This is a genomic window from Streptomyces sp. 4N124, from assembly GCF_052245395.1.
Classification (GTDB): Bacteria; Actinomycetota; Actinomycetes; order Streptomycetales; family Streptomycetaceae; genus Streptomyces.
On record NZ_JBQQBS010000003.1, the window covers coordinates 94,031 to 113,075 of the forward strand.

Consider the following 19,045-nt stretch of genomic DNA (forward strand, 5'->3'; position numbering starts at 1 on the left):
CCGGACTACTCACGGTTCCATGGCCAGGCAAAGCGTCTGCCGCTCAGGTTGATCGCAGACAGAAGGGGTGCCCGGCGGGGCTGGCGTGGACCCGGCTGCCCGTCTGGGATTCCGGATGGATGTCGCCGGTGGGCCGCAGCCGACTCGCGCCGGCCTCGGTCGCCACGCGGTGGGCGGTGGCGAGTTCGTTGACGGCGAAGTCGAGGTGCATCTGCTGGGAGGTGATGTCGGCGACGCGTACCGCATCCATCACACCAGGTGATGCCCACCTGTCCCCGGTCGCCGCGCACCCCAAATCAGCAACAGAGCCCACGAAGTGGACCTGCTCCTTCGTCGCCAGCCACTGAGCCGGCGACTTCCCCCCAGCTCCTACGTGGTACCAGGGCGGCGACGCCGGCTACATCGAGGACCCGAGCCGCCAGTGCTGAGCGCGCAGCCGGGCTGCCTACCCCTCATCGACTTCCTGGTCAGCGGCTTCGTTGGCGCGGTCGATCTCGGTCATGTGCTCCTCCGCCCAAGTCCGCAGCCCCGCAAGCGCGACTTCCAGAGACAGGCCGAGTCCGGTGAGTCGGTAGAAGACCCGCGGCGGCACTGTCGGTTCGACCCGGCGCGCCACCAGCCCGTCGCGGGTCAGGCTTCGCAGCGTCACGGACAGCATCTTCTGCGAGACGCCGGGCATCCGGCGTCTCAGCTCCGCGAAGCGCACCTCGTCCGGTGCGGCATCGGCGAGCGTCTTGACGGCCATGGACGTCCACTTCGTACCTATGCGGTCCAGCAACTGCCGCGTCGGGCACCGGGGATCGAACAGATCGCCGCGCACCCCGCGACCGGCGGTCCGGGCTTCTTGGGTGGTCACCTGTGGCTCACCACCTTCCCTGAAAGTGCCGTCTAGGCAGCGGTCGGACGGTTACCTATCGTTTTGTGGTCACCAATGGTAACCACAGAGGGGTCGTCATGCCCGCCACCACCGCACACCAACTGCGCCGCATCGCGACGAACGGCGTCCAACTCAACGTCGCAATCGCCGGGGACGGACCTGCGGTTCTCCTGCTGCACGGCTTTCCGCACACCTGGCAACTCTGGAGCGGCATCATGGGCCGACTGGCCGGGCAGTACCGGGTCATCGCCCCGGACCTGCGAGGCTTCGGTGCCAGTACACGAGCCGTCGAGGGTTACGACGCAGGGACCCTCGCCACCGACGCCGAAGGGCTACTCGACGCACTCGGTGAGCCCTCGGCAGCAGTGGTGGGCATCGACGCGGGCACCGCCCCCGCCGTCCTGCTCGCGCTGCGCCGCCCCGGCCTCGTCCGGCGCCTGGTCGTGATGGAGGCACTGCTCGGCCGCCTGCCCGGAGCAGAACACGCCATCGCGGGCGGCACCCCGTGGTGGTTCGGCTTCCACGCCGTCCCCGGCCTCGCCGAGACCGTCCTGGCCGGCAACGAGGCCCCGTACATCGACTGGTTCCTCGACTCGGGGACGCTCGGGCGAGGAGTACCCGACGACATCCGTGCGGCCTTCGTCCACGCCTTCACCGGGAGCGAGGCCCTGCGCTGCGCGTTCTCCTATTACCGGGCCCTGCCCACCAGCGCGCAGCAGATACAGGACGCCGTCGCGACGGCTCGGCTGACGATGCCCACCATGGCCGTCGGCTCTCATCCCGTCGGCGCCGGGCTCGAACGCCAACTCCGTCCCATCGCCGATGACCTGGTCGGACACCATCTCCAGGACTGCGGCCACATCATCCCCCTCGACCGCCCCGACGCATTGTTCGCGCTTCTTGCTCCCTTCCTCTCCGCCGATCTGCCAGAGCCGGACCGGGGTTGAAGGATCACGGTCGGCGGTTCGGGCGTTCGTCCCAGCGGTGAGTTGTCCATGACCGGCGGATCAGGCTGCGCACGGTGATGATTGTGTCGGCGAGGTCGAAGAAGGCATCAATGACAGTGACGCGACGCTCGTAGCACCGGGCGAGACGGGGAAAGGCGTTCTGCCACGCGTGAGTGCGTTCGACGTGCCAACGCCGACTGGCCTGAATGGGCGCCTTCTCCCCCTTGTGTGCGATGCGTCCGTGCAGGCCGCGTTCGCTGAGCAGAGCGCGGGTGCTGTCCGAGTCGTAGCCGGCGTCCCGGTGCACGGTGATGGTGTCGAGCAATGGGCCGAGGCCCTCCGGACGGCCAGCACCGCGTCGGCAGGATGTCGGCCGTCCGGCGGGGCTGTCGGTGATCCGTAGGCGATGTGTCGGGGGCCGCTGGAACCGTGGGCGTCGAGTTGCCCTGCAAGGCAGCCGCAGCCACCTTCACCGGCAAGGGAGCCCCGCCGCCATGTCGTCCACGTCCTCCATCCAGCCCTGGGATGTTCAACGGCTGCCGCGTGCCGATGGCAGCGTCTTCCTGGTCACCGGCGGCAACGCCGGCATCGGGTACTTCGTCGCGGAGCAGTTGTCCGCGACCGGAGCCACTGTCGTACTGGGCAGCCGGAATCCCTCGAAGGCCGAAGTCGCCACGGCCTCGATCCGCTCGCGTGTCCCTGACGCGCGGGTGCGGGCCGTACGGCTGGACCTCGCCGACCTCTCGTCGCTCAGAACAGCGGTGGAATCACTGGATGTGGAATGCCTCGACGCGGTGGTCCACAACGCCGGCGTCGCGCTCGACGACCCGCCGCGCCGGGAGACCGGGGACGGTCACGAGCTCATGTTCGGCACGAACCACCTCGGGCACTTCGCGCTGACCCACTGGCTGATGCCGCTGTTGTCGGCCGCACCGGCGGCCCGCATCGTGACCATGGGCAGCTTCGCGGCGAAGTCCGAGCGGCTCGACCTCGACGACCTGCAGTCCCGGAAGGACTACCGGCCCAAGCGCACCTACGGACGCTCCAAGCTGGCGCAGATGTACTTCGGCCTCGAACTCGACCGCCACTTGCGCGCCGTCGACAGCACGGTGGCAAGCGTGGTGGTCCATCCCGGCGGCGCGCTGGACGCCCTGACCCCGTCACGCCCGCCAGTCCATGTGCGGACCGCTGGTGCGCGGCTATGCGGGGCACCAGCCGCCCTCTTCGTCCAGGGCAAGCACGCCGGCGCATGGCCCGCGGTCCGAGCGGTGCTCGACCCGACCGTGCGCGGAGGGCAGCTGTGGGGACCGCGCGTCTTCAGCCTGCGCGGCAAACCCCAACGTGAACCGGCGTGGAACCACCTCACCGACACCTCCATCGCGGCGCGGTTGTGGGACGCCAGCCGTGACCTGACCGGCGTCGACCTCGGCACCATCCTCAGCGATCACAGGAGCTGTCACTGCGAGTGAGGGGTGCGTTCGATTCTCGGGCTTGTGCCGGGTGCGCTGGAGTAATCGTCAAGACTTGTGGATGGGGTGGGATGTCGCCTCGCGTTGCGCCGCGGTCGCGACGAGGGGGAGCTTCGTCACTCAACAGGCCGTGGCCGCCTCAGGCGAAGTCTGCTGCGGTGATGCCGTCGGGATGTCCGGACGGCCACTCCACCAGCTCGATCCGGTAACCATCCGGGTCCGTGAGCCACGACGTCTTCGGGCCGTGAGGGCCGCCCGGGTACTGGAGTGGTTCGGGCCTCAGGCCGGCTTCGGTCAGCGTATCCAGGGTGGTGGCGAGCGTTTCCACCTGGATCGCGAGGTGGTCGAAACCGCTGCCTACGTCGACCGGTCCGTCGCCGGGGCGGTGGACCAGTTCGAGCGAGGCCGCCGGTTCGTCGGGGAACTTGAGGATCACGAGGCGAGCCCCTTCGCCGACGTCGACCCTGCCCAGCTCGGCGTAGCCCAAGGCGGTGTAGAAACCGAGCGAGCGGTCCAGGTCGGTGACGCGGTAGGAGACGAAGAGCGTCTTCACGCGGCCTCCTCGGGTCGACGCACCCGGTAGCGGAGATGCGTAACGTCTCGGTCCTCGAGCCGTCGGACGAGGTCGAGTTCGATGTGATCGCTACCCAGGTGGTCGAACAGCCGTCGACCGTCCCCAAGGAGCACCGGAACCAGATGGATCTCCATCTCGTCCACCTGCCCGGCTCGGAGAAGTGCTTGGGCCGCCCCCGCCCCATGGACCATGACCGGCCGGTCCCCTGCGGCTGCGCGAGCCCGACGGGCGCAGTCCTCGACATCGGTGACGAAACGCGCGTGGCCGGGTGGCACGTCCCCGTCATCCACCTGGTGGGTGAGTACGAAGATCGGCACGCCGTCGTGGTGATCGCCCTGCCAGCGCCCGGCGAGTTCGAAGGTCCGACGGCCGGAAATCACCGCGCCGGTCGCCAGCGCTTCGCGGTAGACCTGGCCGCTCGGACCGTCGGACTCCCGGTCGTCGAGCCAGTTGAAGAGCCGTCCACCGTCGCGTCCGAGCTCCTGCCCTGGCCGATCGTCCGGGCCGGCGATATAGCCGTCGAGCGACATCGATATGTACAGCCGAATCGGATTGTTCATCCTGGCCTCCCTCTCTCCTCCATCACCGGGATCCGGCGTTTCCTGATGCGCCGACCGGGCGGGCTTGTCGCAAGGAAGACTTCAGGCAACCGGCAAACTCATCGGCCCGACGCGCCGGCCTGCTGCTGGGCTGAGGGGGCAGGAGTCCTGCCCCGTGGATCAATTGCGGTCGTTCAGGCCGCGCGGCTCTCGGAGCGTTCGACGAGGTGGGGGGCGTTCACGGCCCGCCACCGCTGCTGGGCGGACTCGACGAGCTCGAAGATCATGGCCAGGGCGGCGGCCGCACTGCCGGCGCCCCGGGTGACCTTCGTGCGCAGGCGGACAGTGGCGAATTCGACTCAATCGGATTCGTGGTCCGCAGGTGGATCCAGTGCTCGGCGGGGAAATCGTAGAAGGCCAGCAGCTCGTCCACGTCGTCGGTGATCTTCTTGACGGCTTGGGAAACTCCGCGCCGGGCTGGGCGGACTTCGGCAGGGCGTTCGCAACCTTGGCGATCTTATGAACCCAGCACCTTTGATGGCGGGTTTCGGGGAACACCTCGGCCAGGGCCTTCCAGAAGCCGAGTGCGCCGTCGCCGATCGCGAGGACGGGAGCGCGCGCATGCCGCGGTGGGCGCAGTCGCGCAGGAGATCCGCCCATGAGTCGGCGGATTCGCGGTGGCCGTCGCTCATGGCGATCAGCTCCTTGGTGCCGGCGGCGCGCATGCCCACCAGGACCAGTACGCACGACTTCGCCTCGCGCAGCGGATGCGCAGGTGGATGCCGTCGGCCCAGACGTAGTTGGCTCGTGGCTGTGCCCGGGACGGGGCCTGTCAAGCCGTCACGTTGGGGCCCTCAACGGCGTCACGGTCGGGTGGACCCGTCCCGACCTACCCACATGGAGCAGCTCCTCACCGCAGAACAGTGAGGAGCTGCGCAGGGTTGAGCGGCCTCGACGGCATCGCCTCAGTAGGAGCCGTTGGCCTGCCAGAAAGCCCAGGCGTCGCAGGGACTGCCATAGCGGTCGTTCATGTAGTTCAGGCCCCACTTGATCTGCGTGGCCGGATTGGTCTGCCAGTCGGCTCCGGCAGACGACATCTTGGAACCGGGATAGGCCTGTACGAGACCGTAGGCCCCGGAAGAGGGGTTGACCGCCTTGTAATTCCAGCCGGACTCGTGGTCCACGATGTTGCTGAAGCACTGGAACTGATCGCTGGGCACCATCTGCTGCGCCATAGCCCGGACCTGGGCAACGGTGTACGAGGACTGCGTCGCGAGGCTGGAGTTGTCCGTCGCCGAGGAGCCTGTCGACGAGGAGTCCGTCGACGATCGACTGGCTTTCTGCCGCGCCTCCTCGCGCTCCTTGGCGTCCTCGAGGGCCTGCTGCTTGGCTGCCTGCTGCTTGGCGATCGCCGCCTTCGCGGCCTCCTTGCGGGCCGCCTCCGCCGCGGTTTTCCTTGCGCTGGTGTCCGCGGCGATGGCCTGCGAGTCGGCCTGCTGAGCCAGGGCGACCGTCTGCACCTGAGCTTGCTGCCCCGCGGGCAAGTCCGCGAGGAGGGTCGAGTTGCTCGCTGTCGTTTCGGTGTCGTTCACCGACTGGCCGGTGCTGCTCTGGGCAGCTCCCGCGACGGCGCCGACAGTGGTGACCGCAGTGGCAGAAGCCACCGCTAAGCCCCGCACCAAGTTCCCGCTCACACAGTTTCCTTCCAGCATCGCTAGATCAAAAGTTCGAGCTTCGCAAGATTAGACGGTTGAGCGGCCGAACTGGCGGCAACGACTCCGAGCGTTACTCGGAAGAAACAGCCGCCAGTGTGGCCGGTCCCCGGCGAGCGCTCCGGCCGCCGTGTCCGGTACGCGGCCCAGCTCGGCGACCGTCGCCTCGATCACCGCATCACCGGGAGCCCGCGCCGCGTCCCACACCGGCGCGTGCGGCTGCCTCGTCGAGCCCGGGCCGGCCATTGGCTGGGGCAGGAAAGACAGGCACCGGGCGGTGGATCGGGCCCGCTCCCCGGGAAAGGGGCATGCCGCTCGCGAGGTTGGTGGAGGCGATGATCTCCGCCACGATGGAGACGGCCGTCTCCTCAGGTGTGTGAGCTCCTAGGTCCAGGCCGATCGGCGAGTGCAAGCGGGCGATGTGTTCGTCGGACATGCCCGCCTCGCGCAGGAGGCGAAGACGCTGTTCGTGGGTGCGCCGCGATCCCATGGCCCCGACGTAGCCGACGGGCAGATCGAGGGCCAGCCGGAGCAGGGGAATGTCGAACTTGGCGTCGTGGGTGAGGACACAGACGGCGGTACGGGCGTCCACGGCCGTGTGCTCCAGGTAGCGGTGGGGCCAGTCGACCACGACCTCGTCCGCGTCCGGGAAGCGAGCAGCGGTGGCGAAGACGGGCCGGGCGTCGCACACGGTGACCTGGTAGCCCAGGAAGCGGCCGGCCCGGGTGAGCGCGGCGGCGAAGTCGACGGCGCCGAAGATCAGCATGCGAGGGCGGGACGCGGCCACGTGGACGAGGACGGACAGCCGGTCCGGACAAGTGGCGGCGTCTGAGCCCAGCTCGATCCGGGCGGTACGGCCTGACCGGAGCAGGGCGCCGGCCTGTGCGGTCACCGCGCTGTCCGTCATCCCTCCATCCAGGGTTCCGTACGAGGCAGTGCCGTCGGCAAGGACACACAGCGTGCTGCCCACCAGGTCGTAGGGGCCGTCGACGACCTGTGCCACGGCAGTCGGCCTGCCTTGGACGATGTCGTCCAGGGCGGCGCCGAAATGGGGGTCGGTGGCGGGATCGACGCGCCGGACGAGCACGTCGAGTTCGCCGCCGCAGGTCAGGCCGACGGCGAAGGCATCGTCGTCGGAGTATCCGAACCAGGCGCGCTGAGGGGCACCTTGGTCGTGCAGCACCTGCCGGCACAGTTCGTAGACGGCTCCTTCGACGCAGCCGCCGGAGATGCTGCCGACCGCGTTGCCGTCGGCGTCCACCGCGACCGACGTACCGGCGGGCAGAGGTGCGCTGCCGGTGACGTCGACGACGGTGGCCAGGGCGAAGGGACGGCCTTCGCGGCACCAGCGGTGGAGTGTCTCCGCGATGTTCAACATGGCCGGTGTTCTCCGTTGTTCGCGGTGGAGGTGGGGTGGGCCGCCGCCGCGCCGACGGGGAGTGCATAGGCGGCGGCCCTGGTAGGTCCGGCAGCCGGACGGGGGACGGCTGCCGGACAGGACGGTGGGGCGCTGGGGTCAGAGCAATGCCTCGGCCGTGATGGGCAGTTCGCGCACTCGTCGGCCTGTGGCGTTGAAGACCGCGTTGCCGATCGCGGCCGCCACACCCACCTGGACGACCTCGCCGAGCCCCTTGACGCCGAGCGCGTTGCCGTCGTTGTCCTCGCCGTCCAGGTAGATCGCCCTGACCTCGGGGACGTCGGCGTTGACCGGGACGAGGTAGTCGGCAAGGTTGGCGTTGACGATCCGCCCGTCGCGGTGGTCGGTGACCGTGTGCTCCAGCAGGGCCGTGCCGATGCCGCCCACGATGCCGCCGATGGCCTGGCTGTCCGCCAGCTTGGGGCTGATGATGCGCCCGGCGTCATACACCCCGAGCATCCGCCGCACCCGCACAAGACCGAGGGTCGCATCCACGGCGACCTCGGCGAAGGCCGCGCCGTAGGCGTGGTAGGAGCGCCGCGCGGGAGCCGGCGGCCCGGCGTAGGAGCCGCGTGCTTCCAGGTGGGAGCGGTCGTTGCGGGCCAGCAGCCGTTGGTACGTCTCACCGCGCGCCGGGCTGCCCTTCACATGCAGCCGGCCGCCGCGCACCACCACATCGCCGGCATCCACCCCGTACAGCGGCGACTTGCGGTCCTCGACGGCCAGCTTGACCGCCTGCTGCCGGACCTTGTCGCAGGCGTCGACGACGGCGGAGCCGACGCTGGCCATGGTCGCCGAGCCGCCGTGCGGGCCGGTCTGCGGATACAGCGAGTCGCCGAGCCGGAAGGTCACCGTGCGCATGGTCAGCCCGAGCGCGTCCGCGGCCACCTGGGTCTGGGAGGTGTAGGTGCCCGGCCCCATGTCACTGGTGGCCGTCTCGACCACAGCGGTGCCGTCGGCATCCAGGCGGGCCCGGGCCTCCGCGGGAAACCGCCCGGGGTCGTACACGCTGGCGGCCATGCCCAGGCCGATCAGCCAGTCGCCCTCGCGCTGCGAACGCGGCCGGGACGAGCGCCGCTGCCAGCCGAACTCCCGGGCGCCGACGGTGTAGCACTCCCGCAGTCGGCGGGTGGAGAACGGCAGGTTGTTCGACTCGTCCTCGTCCGGCTCGTTGCGCCGGCGCAGTTCGATCGGGTCGATGCCGAGTTCGTGCGCGAGTTCGTCCATGGCCGACTCGATCGCGAACGACGCCGAAGCGAAGCCGGGGCCACGCATCCAGATCGGCGTGTTCACATCCAGCGGCACCGTCCGGTACGCCTGGCTGACGTTCGGCATGCTGTAGAGCATCTGCCCGGCGCCCATGACGGCCTCGGTGAACGTCTCGTACGAGGAGGTCTCGGCGTCGATGTCGTGGACAGCGGCGGACAGCCGACCGCGCCGGTCGCTGCCGAGGCGCAGCCGGTACTCGTACGACGGCCGGAATCCCGTCCCGAAGTACATCTGCCTGCGGCTGAGCACCAGCTTGACCGGACGACCGACCTCGCGCGCGGCCAGGGCGGCGACGGTGGTGTGCGGCCAGCAGCGCAGTCCGCTGCCGAAGCCTCCGCCGACGAACGGGTTGATGACGCGCACCGCTTCCGCGGGCAGGTCGAACACGGCGGCGAGCTCGTCGTGCGTGCCCATCACCCACTGCGTCTTGTCCCACACGGTCAGCCGGTTGCCGTCCCAGCGGGCGATGGTGGCGTGCGGCTCCATCGGATTGTGGTGATTACGCGCCAACTGGTAGGTCACGTCCAGCCGTACGGCCGAGGAGCCCAGGCCGGCCTCCGCGTCACCGCGCGCGTAGTCCGTCGGCTTGTCCGGCTCGGCCTCGGCAAGGTCCGTCGAGGGCTCCTCGGCGTCGTAGCGGACCTTGACCAGGCTCGCGCCGTGCTGTGCGGCCTCCAGGGTCGTGGCCACGACGACGGCGACCGGCTGGCCGTGGAAGAGCACCCGGTCGTCCTGGAAAACCCGAAGCCTGCGCCCGGGCGGGTTGTTGGAGCCGGAGTTGTCGCGGTACGGCAGCGTCGGCGCGTTGCCGTGATGGATCACCCGCAGCACACCCGGGTGCTTTTCGGCGTCAGCCGTGTCGACGCCGGTGATACGGCCGCGGCCGATGCTCGCGTCGATCATGACCGCGTGCACCGCCCCGTCGATGTCGAACTCGGCGGCGTACTGCGCCTGGCCGGTGACCTTCAGCCGCCCGTCCACCCGGGACAGCGGCGCACCCACGGCTGCCTGCGGCTGGGGGCTCACTTGGTACCTCCTACGACGCGCAGCTGGCGTTCGACGGTGCGTTTGAGCAGCTCGACCTTGAACCGGTTGTGCTGAAGGGGGCGGGCGCCGTCGGCCGCCTTCGCGGCAGCGGCCGACCAGAGGGCCCCCGAGGGGCGTTCACCGACGAGGTGTCGCTCGACGGCGGGCAGCTTCCAGGGCACGGTGCCCACTCCCCCGGCGGCAACCTTGGCCTCGCGGATCACCCCGCCGCGTACGTGCAGCGCGACGGCCGCCGACGTCAGGGCGAACTCGTACGACTGCCGGTCACGCACCTTCAGATAGCCGGACCTGAGCGGGCGCGGAAGAGCGGGGATCTCCACTGCGGTGATCAACTCACCTTTGTGCAGGGCCTGTTCGCGTTGTGGAGTGCTGCCCGGCGGCAACAGGAAGTCGGCGAAGGTGACTTGGCGTGCTCCGTCCGGGCCCAGCAGGTGTACCCGGGCCTCCAGGGCGGCGAAGGCCACGGCGGCGTCGGACGGATGCGTGGCCACGCAGGCGTCGGAGGTCCCGAGGATGGCGTGGGTGCGGTTGACGCCGTGCAGTGCGGCGCAACCGGAGCCGGGCTCACGCTTGTTGCAGTCGGCGCTCACGTCACGGAAGTAGGTGCACCGGGTGCGCTGCATGATGTTGCCGCCGATGGTCGCCATGTTCCGCAGCTGGGCGGATGCGCTCAGCTCCAGTGCCTCGGAGACGACGGGATACAGGGTGCGCACCTTCGCGTGGGCGGCGGCCTCGGACATGGTCACCAGGGCGCCGATGCGCAAGCCTCCGCGCTCGGTGACGGTGATCTCGCGCAGCGGCAGGCCGGTGATGTCGACGAGGGCCTCGGGGCGTTCGACGGTCTCGCGCATGAGGTCGACCAGGGTGGTGCCGCCGGCGATGTAACGGCCGCCGCGGCGACCGGCGTTGAGTGCCTCGCGGGTGTCGGAGACCCGGGTGTAGGAGAAGGGATGCATGGTGGGCCGCTCCTTACTTCCGTCCCGCGGTCTGTTCGACCGCGCGCACGATCTTGACGTAGCAGCCGCAGCGGCAGATGTTGCCGCTCATCCACTCCCGGATCTCCTCCGGAGAGCCGGTGTGGCCCTCCTGGACGCAGCCGACCCCGGAGACGATCTGACCGGGGGTGCAGTAGCCGCACTGGAAGGCGTCCTGGTCGATGAACGCCTGCTGGAGCGGGTGGAGTTGATCGCCGTCGGCCAGGCCCTCGATCGTGGTGACCTCGGCGCCCTCCAGTCGCACGGCGAGCGTGAGGCAGGCGTTGTGCCGCTGCCCGTCGACCAGGACCGTGCACGCACCGCAGGCCCCGGCGTTGCAGCCCTTCTTCGAGCCCGTGAGGCCGAGGTGCTCGCGAAGCAGGTCCAGCAGCGACGTGCGGTTGTCGACCGTCACGGTCCGGCGGGTGCCGTTGACCGTCAGGGAGACGCGGCTGGAGGGCGACGCCCACGCACCGGTCGCCTCCTCCGGGAGGGCGATGAAGGCCCCTCCGGCCACGACGGCACCACCGACCGCGGCACTGGTGGCGATGAACGTGCGCCGCGTGGGCGCCGGGGAGGACTCGCCGGCTCCGGTGGGGGGCGGAGCGGCAGACTCAGGGAGTTCGGTAGACATACGTACGCCTTCGTATCGCGGACGGATCGGCCGTACACAACAGCGGGACGGGAGACTGGATCGTCATCACCGCGGGGAATCGGGCAACCGCGCGCTTCGGCAGCGGCGACTGGTCGCATGGGGAGTCTTGCACCACCGGCAACGCTCGTGGCAGGGAGACTTTCCTCCCCCCTTTACGCTCCGTCAGGAGCGATCCGTCTACTGGTTGCGGGTGCGGGGGCCGTTGTACTGCTGGTCGGTGACCGGCTGGGCCCAAGTGGTCTCGGGGGTGCCGTCGCCTGTGCCCTCCCACAGGGCGATGTGCTCCATGAACCGGTCCGGGGCGGCTCCGTGCCAGTGTTCCTCGTGCGGCGGGCAGGCGACGGTCTCGCCGGGGTGGGCCTCGAAGACGGTGCCGTCCCGGGTGCCGATCAGGGCGACGCCGGAGACGATGTGCAGGGTCTGGCCGAGGGCGTGGGAGTGCCAGTGGGTGCGGGCGCTCGGTGAGAAGCGGACCAGGTTGGCGCGTATCCGGGAGGGCTCCTGGCCGGCCACGATGACGTCCCACCACACGTCCCCGGTGAACCAGTCCGCCGGGGCCCTGCTGCTGGGCTGCTGCTTGTTGAACTCCATGGTGTCTCTCCATGTCTCCTTCGTGCGTGGACTGTCCTCAGCGGGCGACGTAGCCGCCGTCGACGGGGAGGGCGACGCCGACGACGAAACTGGCCCCGGGGCTGCACAGCCACAGGACCGCCTGGGCGATTTCCTCAGCGGTGCCGAGCCGGTTGATGGGCTGGTTGGCCTCGGCCTCGGCGCGGTCGAGTTCCCCCTTGGCGATCATGTCGCTGACCATGGGGGTGTCGATGGTGCCGGGGCAGACGGCGTTGACGCGGATGCCGCGCGGGGCGTATTCGAGGGCGGCGCTGGTGGTCAGGCCGATGACTCCGTGTTTGGAGGCGTGGTACGAGGCGCGGCCGGGCAGCCCGACCAGGCCGCCGAGGGAGGAGCAGTTGACGATGGCACCGCTGCCCTGGGCACGCATGTGCCGCAGCTCGTGCTTCATGCAGGCCCAGACACCGCGGAGGTTGACGGCGTTGACACGGTCGAAGTGTTCGGCGGGTTCGTCGGCGGCGTCGCTGGGCGGGATCTGGACGCCGGCGTTGTTGTAGGCCATGTCCAGGCGGCCGAAGGTCTCCACGGTGCGGTCGACCGCGGCGGCGACCTGGTCCTCGTCGCTGACGTCGCAGGTGAGGGCGAGGGCTTGGTGGCCGGCGCCGGTGAGTTCCTTCGCGGCTGCGTTCAGGGCGGCTTCGTCGATGTCGGTCAGGGCGACGGCGGCTCCGGACGCGGCGAACGCGCGGGCCGTCGCCAGGCCCATACCGGCGCCGGCCCCGGTGACCAGCGCGACCTGGCCGGTGAAGTCGTACATGGGATTCACGTCGTGTTGTCCCTTCGAGAGCGGAGGTGTGGCGGCGCGAGTGGTGCCGGGGCCGTCCGTGAGGGCGAGCGGTGGGGCTGGTCAGGGTGCGGCTTCGATGGTGATCTCGTCGGCGGTGGAGAGCTGCTCGGCGCCGCTGTCGGCCATGTGCCCGAGGGGCACCAGGCCGGTCGCGTAGGGGGCGTCGCGGTAGTAGGTGGCGAGTTGGTTCCAGGGGGCGTAGTACGCCAGGTCACCTGCCTTGGGGGCGGCGCCTTCCGGGGCGCCGGAGGTGGACAGCTTCTGGGGCAGGTCGGCGATCTTCTCGGCCTGGTGGAAGTCACGCACGGACAGGGTGAGGGGGAGCTGGGCGGCGAAGTCGCGGGCGGTGGGGCTGTCGTTCAGGGTGGCGGCGACGCGGTGACCGTTGAGCGTGAGCCGGATGTTCATGGCGGTTGTCCTGCCGGGTGAAGTGGTGGCGGCCGGAGCTGTCGAAGCCTGCGGCGATGCGGGCTCGGAGAAGGAGGAGGACGGGGAGTCGCTGGTGCAGGCGGTCGTGACCAGCAACAGGGCGGCGGCCGGGACCACGCGGACGAGAGCAGGAAGGGGTACCGGTTTCACGGGGGCGTCCTGTGACTAGCGGGGCAGAGGCTCGGCGTAGTGGCGGAAGCCGTCCCGCTGCTGGTGGATGTCGTACAGCCGCTGTGCCAGCACCTCGGGGCTGCTGTGCTCGGCGTCGGGCCGGATGGCGCCCGGGATGATCAGCTGCGCGGCGTGGATGTTCTCCCCGGCGAGCGTGTCGTGCAGTGTGCGGGCGTAGGCGCTCTCGGCGGCGAACGCGATCGAGGTGCCGGCCACGTTCGGGTTGGGGCGTACGGCGCTGGAGCCGTTGACGAACAGCAAGGTGCCGCGGCCGAGGGCGCGCATACCGGGCAGGACGGCGTTCACACAGGTGACGGGGCCCTTGACGGAGAAGGCGAGCGGGGCGTCGAGGTCGTCGGCGCTCGTGTCGAGGACCGGCTTCATGAAGTCGGCGTGCGGCACCGGGCTGTACTGGAGGATCTCGATGGGTCCCAGGGCGGCCGCAGCCGCGTACAGGGCCGCGGTCAGCGACTCGATGTCGAGGACGTCGGCGGTGAAACCGCGCGCCTGGATGTTGCCACGGGCGAGGTCGGCGGTCAGGTCGTCCAGCTTTTCCGCGTTGCGGGCGATGAGGGCGACGGTGTGGCCGGCGGCTCCGAAGCGGCGGGCGGTGGCGAGCCCGAGGCCGGGGCCCGCGCCGACAAGGGCGAAGGTCGTCATGGTCTGTCCTTGAGTGAGTGGGGGTGGTTACGGTCCGAGGGCCACGCCGACCCTGAGCGCGCCCCCGGCGTGGACGCGTCTGCGCTCAGGGCTTGAGCAGGGCCTTGATGGCGCGGCGCTCGTCCATCGCCCGGTAGCCCTCGGCGACTTGGTCCAGGGGCAGGCTGAGATCGAAGACCTTGCCGGGGTTGATCAGCCCGGTCAGGACGCGCTCGATCAGGTCGGGCAGGTAGCGGCGGACGGGTGCGGGGCCGCCGCGCAGGCCGACGTGGGAGAAGAACAGCTCCTGGCCGCAGACCTGCACCTCGTGCGGGACGCCGACGAAACCGACGTTGCCGCCGGGCCGGGCCGAGCGCAGCGCCTGCCGCATCGACTCGGCGGTGCCGACGCACTCCAGCACCGCGTCCGCCCCGATCCCGTCGGTGAGGTCCTTGACGCGGGCGACGCCGTCCTCGCCGCGCTCGGTCACGATGTCGGTGGCGCCGAACTCCAGGGCCAGCTTCTGCCGGGACTCATGACGGCTCATGGCGATGATCCGCTCCGCGCCGAGTTCCTTGGCGGCGATGACGCCGCACAGGCCGACCGCGCCGTCACCGACCACGACAGCCGTCGAGCCGGGCCTCACTTCCGCGGCGAGGGCGGCGTACCAGCCGGTGCCCATCACGTCGGACACGGCGAGCAGGCTCGGCACCATCTCGGCGTCCGGGTGCTCGTCGGTGGCGACTAGCGTGCCGTGGGCGTTGGGGATGCGGACGTAGTCGGCCTGGCAGGTGCTCATGAACTCGCGGTGCAGGCAGTTGGACTGCCAGCCGCCCAGGCAGTTGGCGCAGGTGTTGTCCGAGGTGGCGAAGGAGCCGACCACGAACTGGCCCGGCCTGACGTTGGCGACCTCGCTGCCCGCCTCCTCGACGATGCCGACGTACTCGTGCCCCATCGGGTGCGGGTCGCCGATGGGTTCCACGCCGCGGTACGGCCACAGGTCCGAGCCGCACACGCAGGTGGCGATCGTGCGGATCACCGCGTCGGTCGGGTGGACGATCTTCGGGTCGTCGAGGTTCTCGAAGCGCACGTCGCCGGGGGCGTAGATGACTGCTCCGCGCATGGGGGTGCTCCCTTCGGTGCGAGGGTCGGTGAGCCGCAGCCGGGGTCGGGACGGCTGCTCACCGTCGACCCTCACACGCGAGGGCAGGCGCGATAAGCGGAGAGATCCATCCTGGGAGAGGAACATCCAGGGAGGAAATTCTCCCCCTTTCCCCGGGCCCCTCCGGTGCCATGCTGGGAAGCATGACCAGCAACGTCCCCCTCAATGAGCTGGGAGAGTTCCTCAAGAAGCGCCGCTCCGAGCTGAGCCCGCGCACGGTCGGACTGCCCGAGAGCGACAGGCCCCGCCGGGTGGAGGGGCTGCGCCGCGAGGAGGTCGCCCAACTGGCCAGCATCAGCACTGACTACTACACCCGCCTGGAGCAGGGCCGCATGCAGGCGTCGGCCCCCGTACTGGACGTCCTCGCCCGCGTCCTCCACCTGGACGACGACGAGCGCGGCTACCTCTTCCAGCTCGCGGGCAAGACCACCACCCGCACCCGGCGCCGCGGCCGGCAGAAGGTCCAGCCGCAGCTTCAGCGGGTCCTGGACGACCTCACCGCCACTCCCGCCATTGTGCAGGGCCGGCGCGGGGACATCCTGGCCTGGAACGCGCTGGCCGCCGCCCTGGTCACCGACTTCTCCCGCATCCCGGAAAGGCACCGCAACTACCCGCGGCTCATCTTCACGGATCCTGCCCTGCGCACCCTGTACGCCGACTGGGAGACCTCCGCGCACATCGCCGTCGCCCAACTGCGCATGGAGGCCGCGAAGTATCCCGAGGACCCCCGCCTGATCGAGCTGGTCGGTGAACTGTCCACGCGCGACCATCAGTTCGCCAAGTGGTGGGGCGACCACAAGGTCGCCGCCCGCACCGTGGGCACGAAGACCCTCAACCATCCCGTCGTCGGCGAACTCGTCCTCGACTGGGACACCCTCACCGCCAACACCGACCCCGACCAGCACCTCACCGTCTGGACCGCCGGGCCCGGCTCCCCCACCCACGAACGGCTCCGCATCCTCGCCTCCTGGGCCGCCGACCAGCACCTGCCGGCCTCCTCCCCAGTCAGCTGACCGCGACGGGCCGCCGCCATGGAGGCGGCCTGGGGAGCCCCTCCACGTCGTCGACTACATCCCGGAGTTGCCGCCGAAGACCTTCGGGACGGCACCGTACGCTCGCCCGCGAGCACGCCTGTTGGTCCTTTCCTCGTGCTCGGTCACCTTCGCGCGAGGATCGCGGACAGGCCGAACTCGAAGCGCTCGCCAAATGATTCCGCGTCGAGATGGCCGAGGACGCGATGGAGGGCGGGGTGGGCCGTCTCGGAGACCGCGTTCGCCAGCCGGCCGTTCGGGGACTGGTGGACCGCCGCCTGTTCTTCCTGGGTGAGGCCGAGGGTGAAGTAGATGATCGTCCACGTGGTCCAGGCGGTCTCACGCTCGTCCAGGCCGCCGTCCAGCAACGCGCTCACCAGGGTGTCGGCGAAACGCAGGGTATGTGGTTCGGCGGCATAGGTGCCGACGACGAGCGCGGCGCCGTCGCGGTGGGCGAGCAGGGCGTGGCGGTACCGGCGGGCCAGTTCGCGGACGCGCTCGTCCCAGGAGGCCGGAAGGTCGTTGAGCGGGGCTTCGCCGACGACGGCGTCCGCCATCAGCTCCAGCATCCGGGCCTTGGTCTTCACATGCCACAGCACGGTGTTCATCCGTACGCCGAGCCGGTCGGCGACCGCCCGGGTGGACAGGGCGTCCAGGCCCTTTTCGTCCAGCAGTTCCAGCGCGGTACGGATCACCGTTCCGGGGTCCAGCCGCGGGCCGCGGTCCTCACTCGCTTGCCTATTGGTCATTGACCTAGTTTACTGCGCACAAAGGTTATTGGTCACTGACCAAGGATGGTTCATGGAGCAGCAGGTTGTCATCGCCGGAGGAGGCCCGGTCGGGCTCTGGCTCGCCGCCGAACTGCGGCTGGGTGGGGTTTCCGTCACCGTCGTCGAGGAGCGTGCAGACATCGACCAGCGCTCCAAGGCCCTCACCGTCCACCCACGCACCATCGAGGTCCTGGCCTCGCGCGGCGTGCACAAGCCCTTCCTCGCCGAGGGCCTGCCGATCCCGGGCGGCCACTTCGCCATGCTCGACGACCGGCTCGACTTCCGGGCGCTGGAGACCCCGTTCCCGTACACGCTCGCCCTGCCCCAGGCCCGTACTGAGGAACTACTGGAGGAGCACGCGCTCGCGCTCGGTGCCACGATCGTGCGCGGTCACCGCGTCACCGGGTTCACCGAGCACGCGGAGTCGGTGACCGTGCAGGTGGACGGGCCGGACGAGTCGTACGAACTCCAGGCGGCGTTCATCATCGGCTGCGACGGCTCCCGCAGCACCGTGCGCACCGCCGCCGGCATCGACTTCGTCGGTACGCCCTCCACCGTCTTGGGCTGGATGGGCGACGTCACCCTTGACAGCCCGCCGCGGCCCGGGTTCAGCACGTTCGGGCTCCGGGGTGGGGTGATGGTCGCGCCACTGCCGGGTGGGCGGTACCGCGTGGTCGGTGTCAGCCCCGACAGCCTTACGACGCAATGGCCCGGCGACCTCACCCTGGAGGAGCTGCGGGCCAAGACCGTCGCCATCACGGGCGAGGACTTCGGGATGCGCGACGCGGTCTGGCTCTCCCGATTCGGCAACGCCACTCGGCTGGCAGCCCAGTACCGGCGAGGCCGGATCCTGCTCGCCGGTGACGCCGCACACCAGCACTTCCCGGCGGGTGGCGTCGGCATGAACGTCGGCATCCAGGACGCGCACAACCTCGGCTGGAAACTCGCCGCCACCCTCCGCGGCTGGGCCCCTGACCACCTGCTCGACACCTACCACATCGAGCGCCACCCCGTAGGCGCCCAGCTGATGGAACACAGCCGCGCCCAGACCGCCCTGATGACCGGCTTCACCCCCGAAGGCATCGACCTGCGCTCCCTGTTCAGCAAGATGATCGCCACTCAGCCGGCACTCAACAAAGCGCTGTCCGAACGTCTCACCGCGCTCGCCGTCAGCTACCCCACGCCGGACCCAACAGCCCACCCGCTCACCGGCACCCGCGCCCCCGACCTGGCCTTCACCGGCTCCGAGAAGCACCTGTTCTCCCGTTTGCGCCCGGACAGCCACCTCCTGCTCGATCTGACGGCGGGCGTCCTGGCGGACCGGACGCGGCCGGGGCTCGCGGTGCACACCGCAACCCTCGACCGGCCCCCGGCCGCCTGGGCCACCGTGCGCGCCGCCCTCATCCGCCCCGACGGCCACGTCGCCTGGGCCGGCATCGATGAGGACGACACCACACTGTCCGCCGCCGTGGACCGGGCGCTCGCCACCACCCACCGCACTGCGGCCCGCTGAGCAGCCGGTGCCGGCGTCTTGCGCTGCCGCGCGAGCCCGGGGGGCAAGCCGGTAGGACTCAGTTCCGGTCTCGATGATGTTGCCGCCGAAGGTGCGCCGGTCCACGATGACCGCGCAGAGCCGCGGATCGGTCGCGCGTGTGCAGTCGGGCGCTTGACCTGCGCTGTCACAGGGAAAACAGACCGGCTGCGGTCTCCTTGAAGCCGCAGGCGCCGAAACAGAACGGACGCAGGTGCTCCTCGAAGTCGACGTGAAGCCATTCGCACTTCGCGGCGCGGGCTTCACGCGCTGCCGCTGCGACCAGCGCGGCCCCAACTCCTTGCGCCCGGTGATGCTCGCTCAAGCCGTGTTCGCCAGTCGGGCTGAGCGACCGGGGGTCCGAAGCCCTCGGCGTGCAGCGCGTTGAGAGCAACGTTGCTTGACTGCCCCTTCG

Annotated in this window: 19 protein-coding genes and 4 pseudogenes; 4 read left to right on the forward strand and 19 right to left on the reverse strand. The window is 70.1% G+C overall.

The window, feature by feature from the left end; genetic code table 11:
• Positions 1-43: 43 nt before the first annotated feature.
• On the reverse strand, positions 44-250 hold the full coding sequence (locus tag ACTWQO_RS04270) for a VOC family protein (protein WP_443235838.1): 207 nt from the start codon (positions 248-250) through the stop codon (positions 44-46).
• Positions 251-445: 195 nt separating this feature from the next.
• On the reverse strand, positions 446-856 hold the full coding sequence (locus ACTWQO_RS04275) for a winged helix-turn-helix transcriptional regulator (protein ID WP_443235839.1): 411 nt from the start codon (positions 854-856) through the stop codon (positions 446-448).
• A 98-nt stretch (positions 857-954) separates the two neighbouring features.
• Between ACTWQO_RS04275 and ACTWQO_RS04280 the strand changes: the two genes are divergently transcribed.
• A complete protein-coding gene (locus ACTWQO_RS04280) occupies positions 955-1,824 on the forward strand; it encodes an alpha/beta fold hydrolase (RefSeq protein WP_443235840.1) in 870 nt (289 codons plus the stop codon).
• Positions 1,825-1,828: 4 nt separating this feature from the next.
• Here ACTWQO_RS04280 and ACTWQO_RS04285 read toward each other — a convergent pair.
• Positions 1,829-2,164, reverse strand: a pseudogene (locus ACTWQO_RS04285) (transposase); the annotation flags it as partial.
• 154 nt (positions 2,165-2,318) lie between these two features.
• Between ACTWQO_RS04285 and ACTWQO_RS04290 the strand changes: the two are divergent.
• Positions 2,319-3,293, forward strand: a complete 975-nt coding sequence (locus ACTWQO_RS04290; protein ID WP_443235841.1) for an SDR family NAD(P)-dependent oxidoreductase — start codon at positions 2,319-2,321, stop codon at positions 3,291-3,293.
• A gap of 139 nt (positions 3,294-3,432) precedes the next feature.
• On the opposite strand, the gene ACTWQO_RS04295 is transcribed toward ACTWQO_RS04290, so the two are convergent.
• The 13 genes and pseudogenes from ACTWQO_RS04295 to ACTWQO_RS04355 form a co-directional block, all read right to left on the reverse strand.
• Positions 3,433-3,846, reverse strand: coding sequence for a VOC family protein (locus ACTWQO_RS04295; RefSeq protein WP_443235842.1), 414 nt, complete (start codon positions 3,844-3,846; stop codon positions 3,433-3,435).
• The gene (locus tag ACTWQO_RS04300; RefSeq protein ID WP_443235843.1) at positions 3,843-4,427 is read right to left on the reverse strand and encodes a dihydrofolate reductase family protein; all 585 of its coding nucleotides are present in this window, start codon (positions 4,425-4,427) and stop codon (positions 3,843-3,845) included. The genes ACTWQO_RS04295 and ACTWQO_RS04300 overlap by 4 nt, the downstream gene beginning before the upstream one ends.
• Positions 4,428-4,600: 173 nt before the next feature.
• Positions 4,601-5,205 (reverse strand): annotated as a pseudogene (locus tag ACTWQO_RS04305) (transposase); the annotation flags it as partial.
• Positions 5,206-5,371: 166 nt separating this feature from the next.
• Positions 5,372-6,118 carry a transglycosylase SLT domain-containing protein gene (locus tag ACTWQO_RS04310; RefSeq protein WP_443235844.1) on the reverse strand — a complete coding sequence of 249 codons (747 nt, stop codon included), beginning with the start codon at positions 6,116-6,118 and terminating at the stop codon, positions 5,372-5,374.
• Between the two features lie 178 nt (positions 6,119-6,296).
• Positions 6,297-7,496: an XdhC family protein gene (locus ACTWQO_RS04315; protein WP_443235845.1), complete on the reverse strand. Its 1,200-nt coding sequence runs from the start codon at positions 7,494-7,496 to the stop codon at positions 6,297-6,299.
• Between the two features lie 138 nt (positions 7,497-7,634).
• Positions 7,635-9,830 carry a xanthine dehydrogenase family protein molybdopterin-binding subunit gene (locus ACTWQO_RS04320; protein ID WP_443235846.1) on the reverse strand — a complete coding sequence of 732 codons (2,196 nt, stop codon included), beginning with the start codon at positions 9,828-9,830 and terminating at the stop codon, positions 7,635-7,637.
• Positions 9,827-10,807 carry an FAD binding domain-containing protein gene (locus ACTWQO_RS04325; RefSeq protein ID WP_443235847.1) on the reverse strand — a complete coding sequence of 327 codons (981 nt, stop codon included), beginning with the start codon at positions 10,805-10,807 and terminating at the stop codon, positions 9,827-9,829. Before ACTWQO_RS04325 ends, ACTWQO_RS04320 begins: the two co-directional genes overlap by 4 nt.
• Positions 10,808-10,820: 13 nt before the next feature.
• Positions 10,821-11,459: a (2Fe-2S)-binding protein gene (locus tag ACTWQO_RS04330; protein WP_443235848.1), complete on the reverse strand. Its 639-nt coding sequence runs from the start codon at positions 11,457-11,459 to the stop codon at positions 10,821-10,823.
• 198 nt (positions 11,460-11,657) lie between these two features.
• Entirely contained in the window at positions 11,658-12,071 is a 414-nt protein-coding gene (locus tag ACTWQO_RS04335; protein WP_443235849.1) for a (R)-mandelonitrile lyase, read from the reverse strand.
• A 37-nt stretch (positions 12,072-12,108) separates the two neighbouring features.
• Positions 12,109-12,876 (reverse strand): SDR family NAD(P)-dependent oxidoreductase, encoded by a 768-nt coding sequence (locus tag ACTWQO_RS04340; RefSeq protein ID WP_443235850.1) that lies wholly within the window; start codon positions 12,874-12,876, stop codon positions 12,109-12,111.
• Between the two features lie 81 nt (positions 12,877-12,957).
• The gene (locus ACTWQO_RS04345) at positions 12,958-13,476 is read right to left on the reverse strand and encodes a cyclophilin-like fold protein (protein WP_443235851.1); all 519 of its coding nucleotides are present in this window, start codon (positions 13,474-13,476) and stop codon (positions 12,958-12,960) included.
• A gap of 15 nt (positions 13,477-13,491) precedes the next feature.
• Entirely contained in the window at positions 13,492-14,157 is a 666-nt protein-coding gene (locus tag ACTWQO_RS04350) for an SDR family NAD(P)-dependent oxidoreductase (RefSeq protein ID WP_443235852.1), read from the reverse strand.
• Between the two features lie 85 nt (positions 14,158-14,242).
• Entirely contained in the window at positions 14,243-15,259 is a 1,017-nt protein-coding gene (locus ACTWQO_RS04355; protein WP_443235853.1) for a zinc-dependent alcohol dehydrogenase family protein, read from the reverse strand.
• Positions 15,260-15,429: 170 nt separating this feature from the next.
• On the opposite strand from ACTWQO_RS04355, the gene ACTWQO_RS04360 reads away from it, so the two are divergent.
• Complete coding sequence (locus ACTWQO_RS04360) at positions 15,430-16,311, forward strand: helix-turn-helix domain-containing protein (protein ID WP_443235854.1); 882 nt, start codon at positions 15,430-15,432, stop codon at positions 16,309-16,311.
• 143 nt (positions 16,312-16,454) lie between these two features.
• Here ACTWQO_RS04360 and ACTWQO_RS04365 read toward each other — a convergent pair whose 3' ends face one another.
• On the reverse strand, positions 16,455-17,078 hold the full coding sequence (locus tag ACTWQO_RS04365) for a TetR/AcrR family transcriptional regulator C-terminal domain-containing protein (RefSeq protein ID WP_443235855.1): 624 nt from the start codon (positions 17,076-17,078) through the stop codon (positions 16,455-16,457).
• Positions 17,079-17,130: 52 nt separating this feature from the next.
• Here ACTWQO_RS04365 and ACTWQO_RS04370 point away from each other — a divergent pair, with 52 nt between their 5' ends.
• On the forward strand, positions 17,131-18,612 hold the full coding sequence (locus tag ACTWQO_RS04370) for an FAD-dependent monooxygenase (RefSeq protein WP_443235856.1): 1,482 nt from the start codon (positions 17,131-17,133) through the stop codon (positions 18,610-18,612).
• Positions 18,613-18,621: 9 nt separating this feature from the next.
• On the opposite strand, the pseudogene ACTWQO_RS04375 reads toward ACTWQO_RS04370, so the two are convergent.
• Both ACTWQO_RS04375 and ACTWQO_RS04380 read right to left on the reverse strand, forming a co-directional pair.
• Positions 18,622-18,744, reverse strand: a pseudogene (locus tag ACTWQO_RS04375) (IS21-like element helper ATPase IstB); the annotation flags it as partial.
• Between the two features lie 34 nt (positions 18,745-18,778).
• A pseudogene (locus ACTWQO_RS04380) lies at positions 18,779-19,010 on the reverse strand (hypothetical protein).
• Positions 19,011-19,045 lie beyond the last annotated feature (35 nt).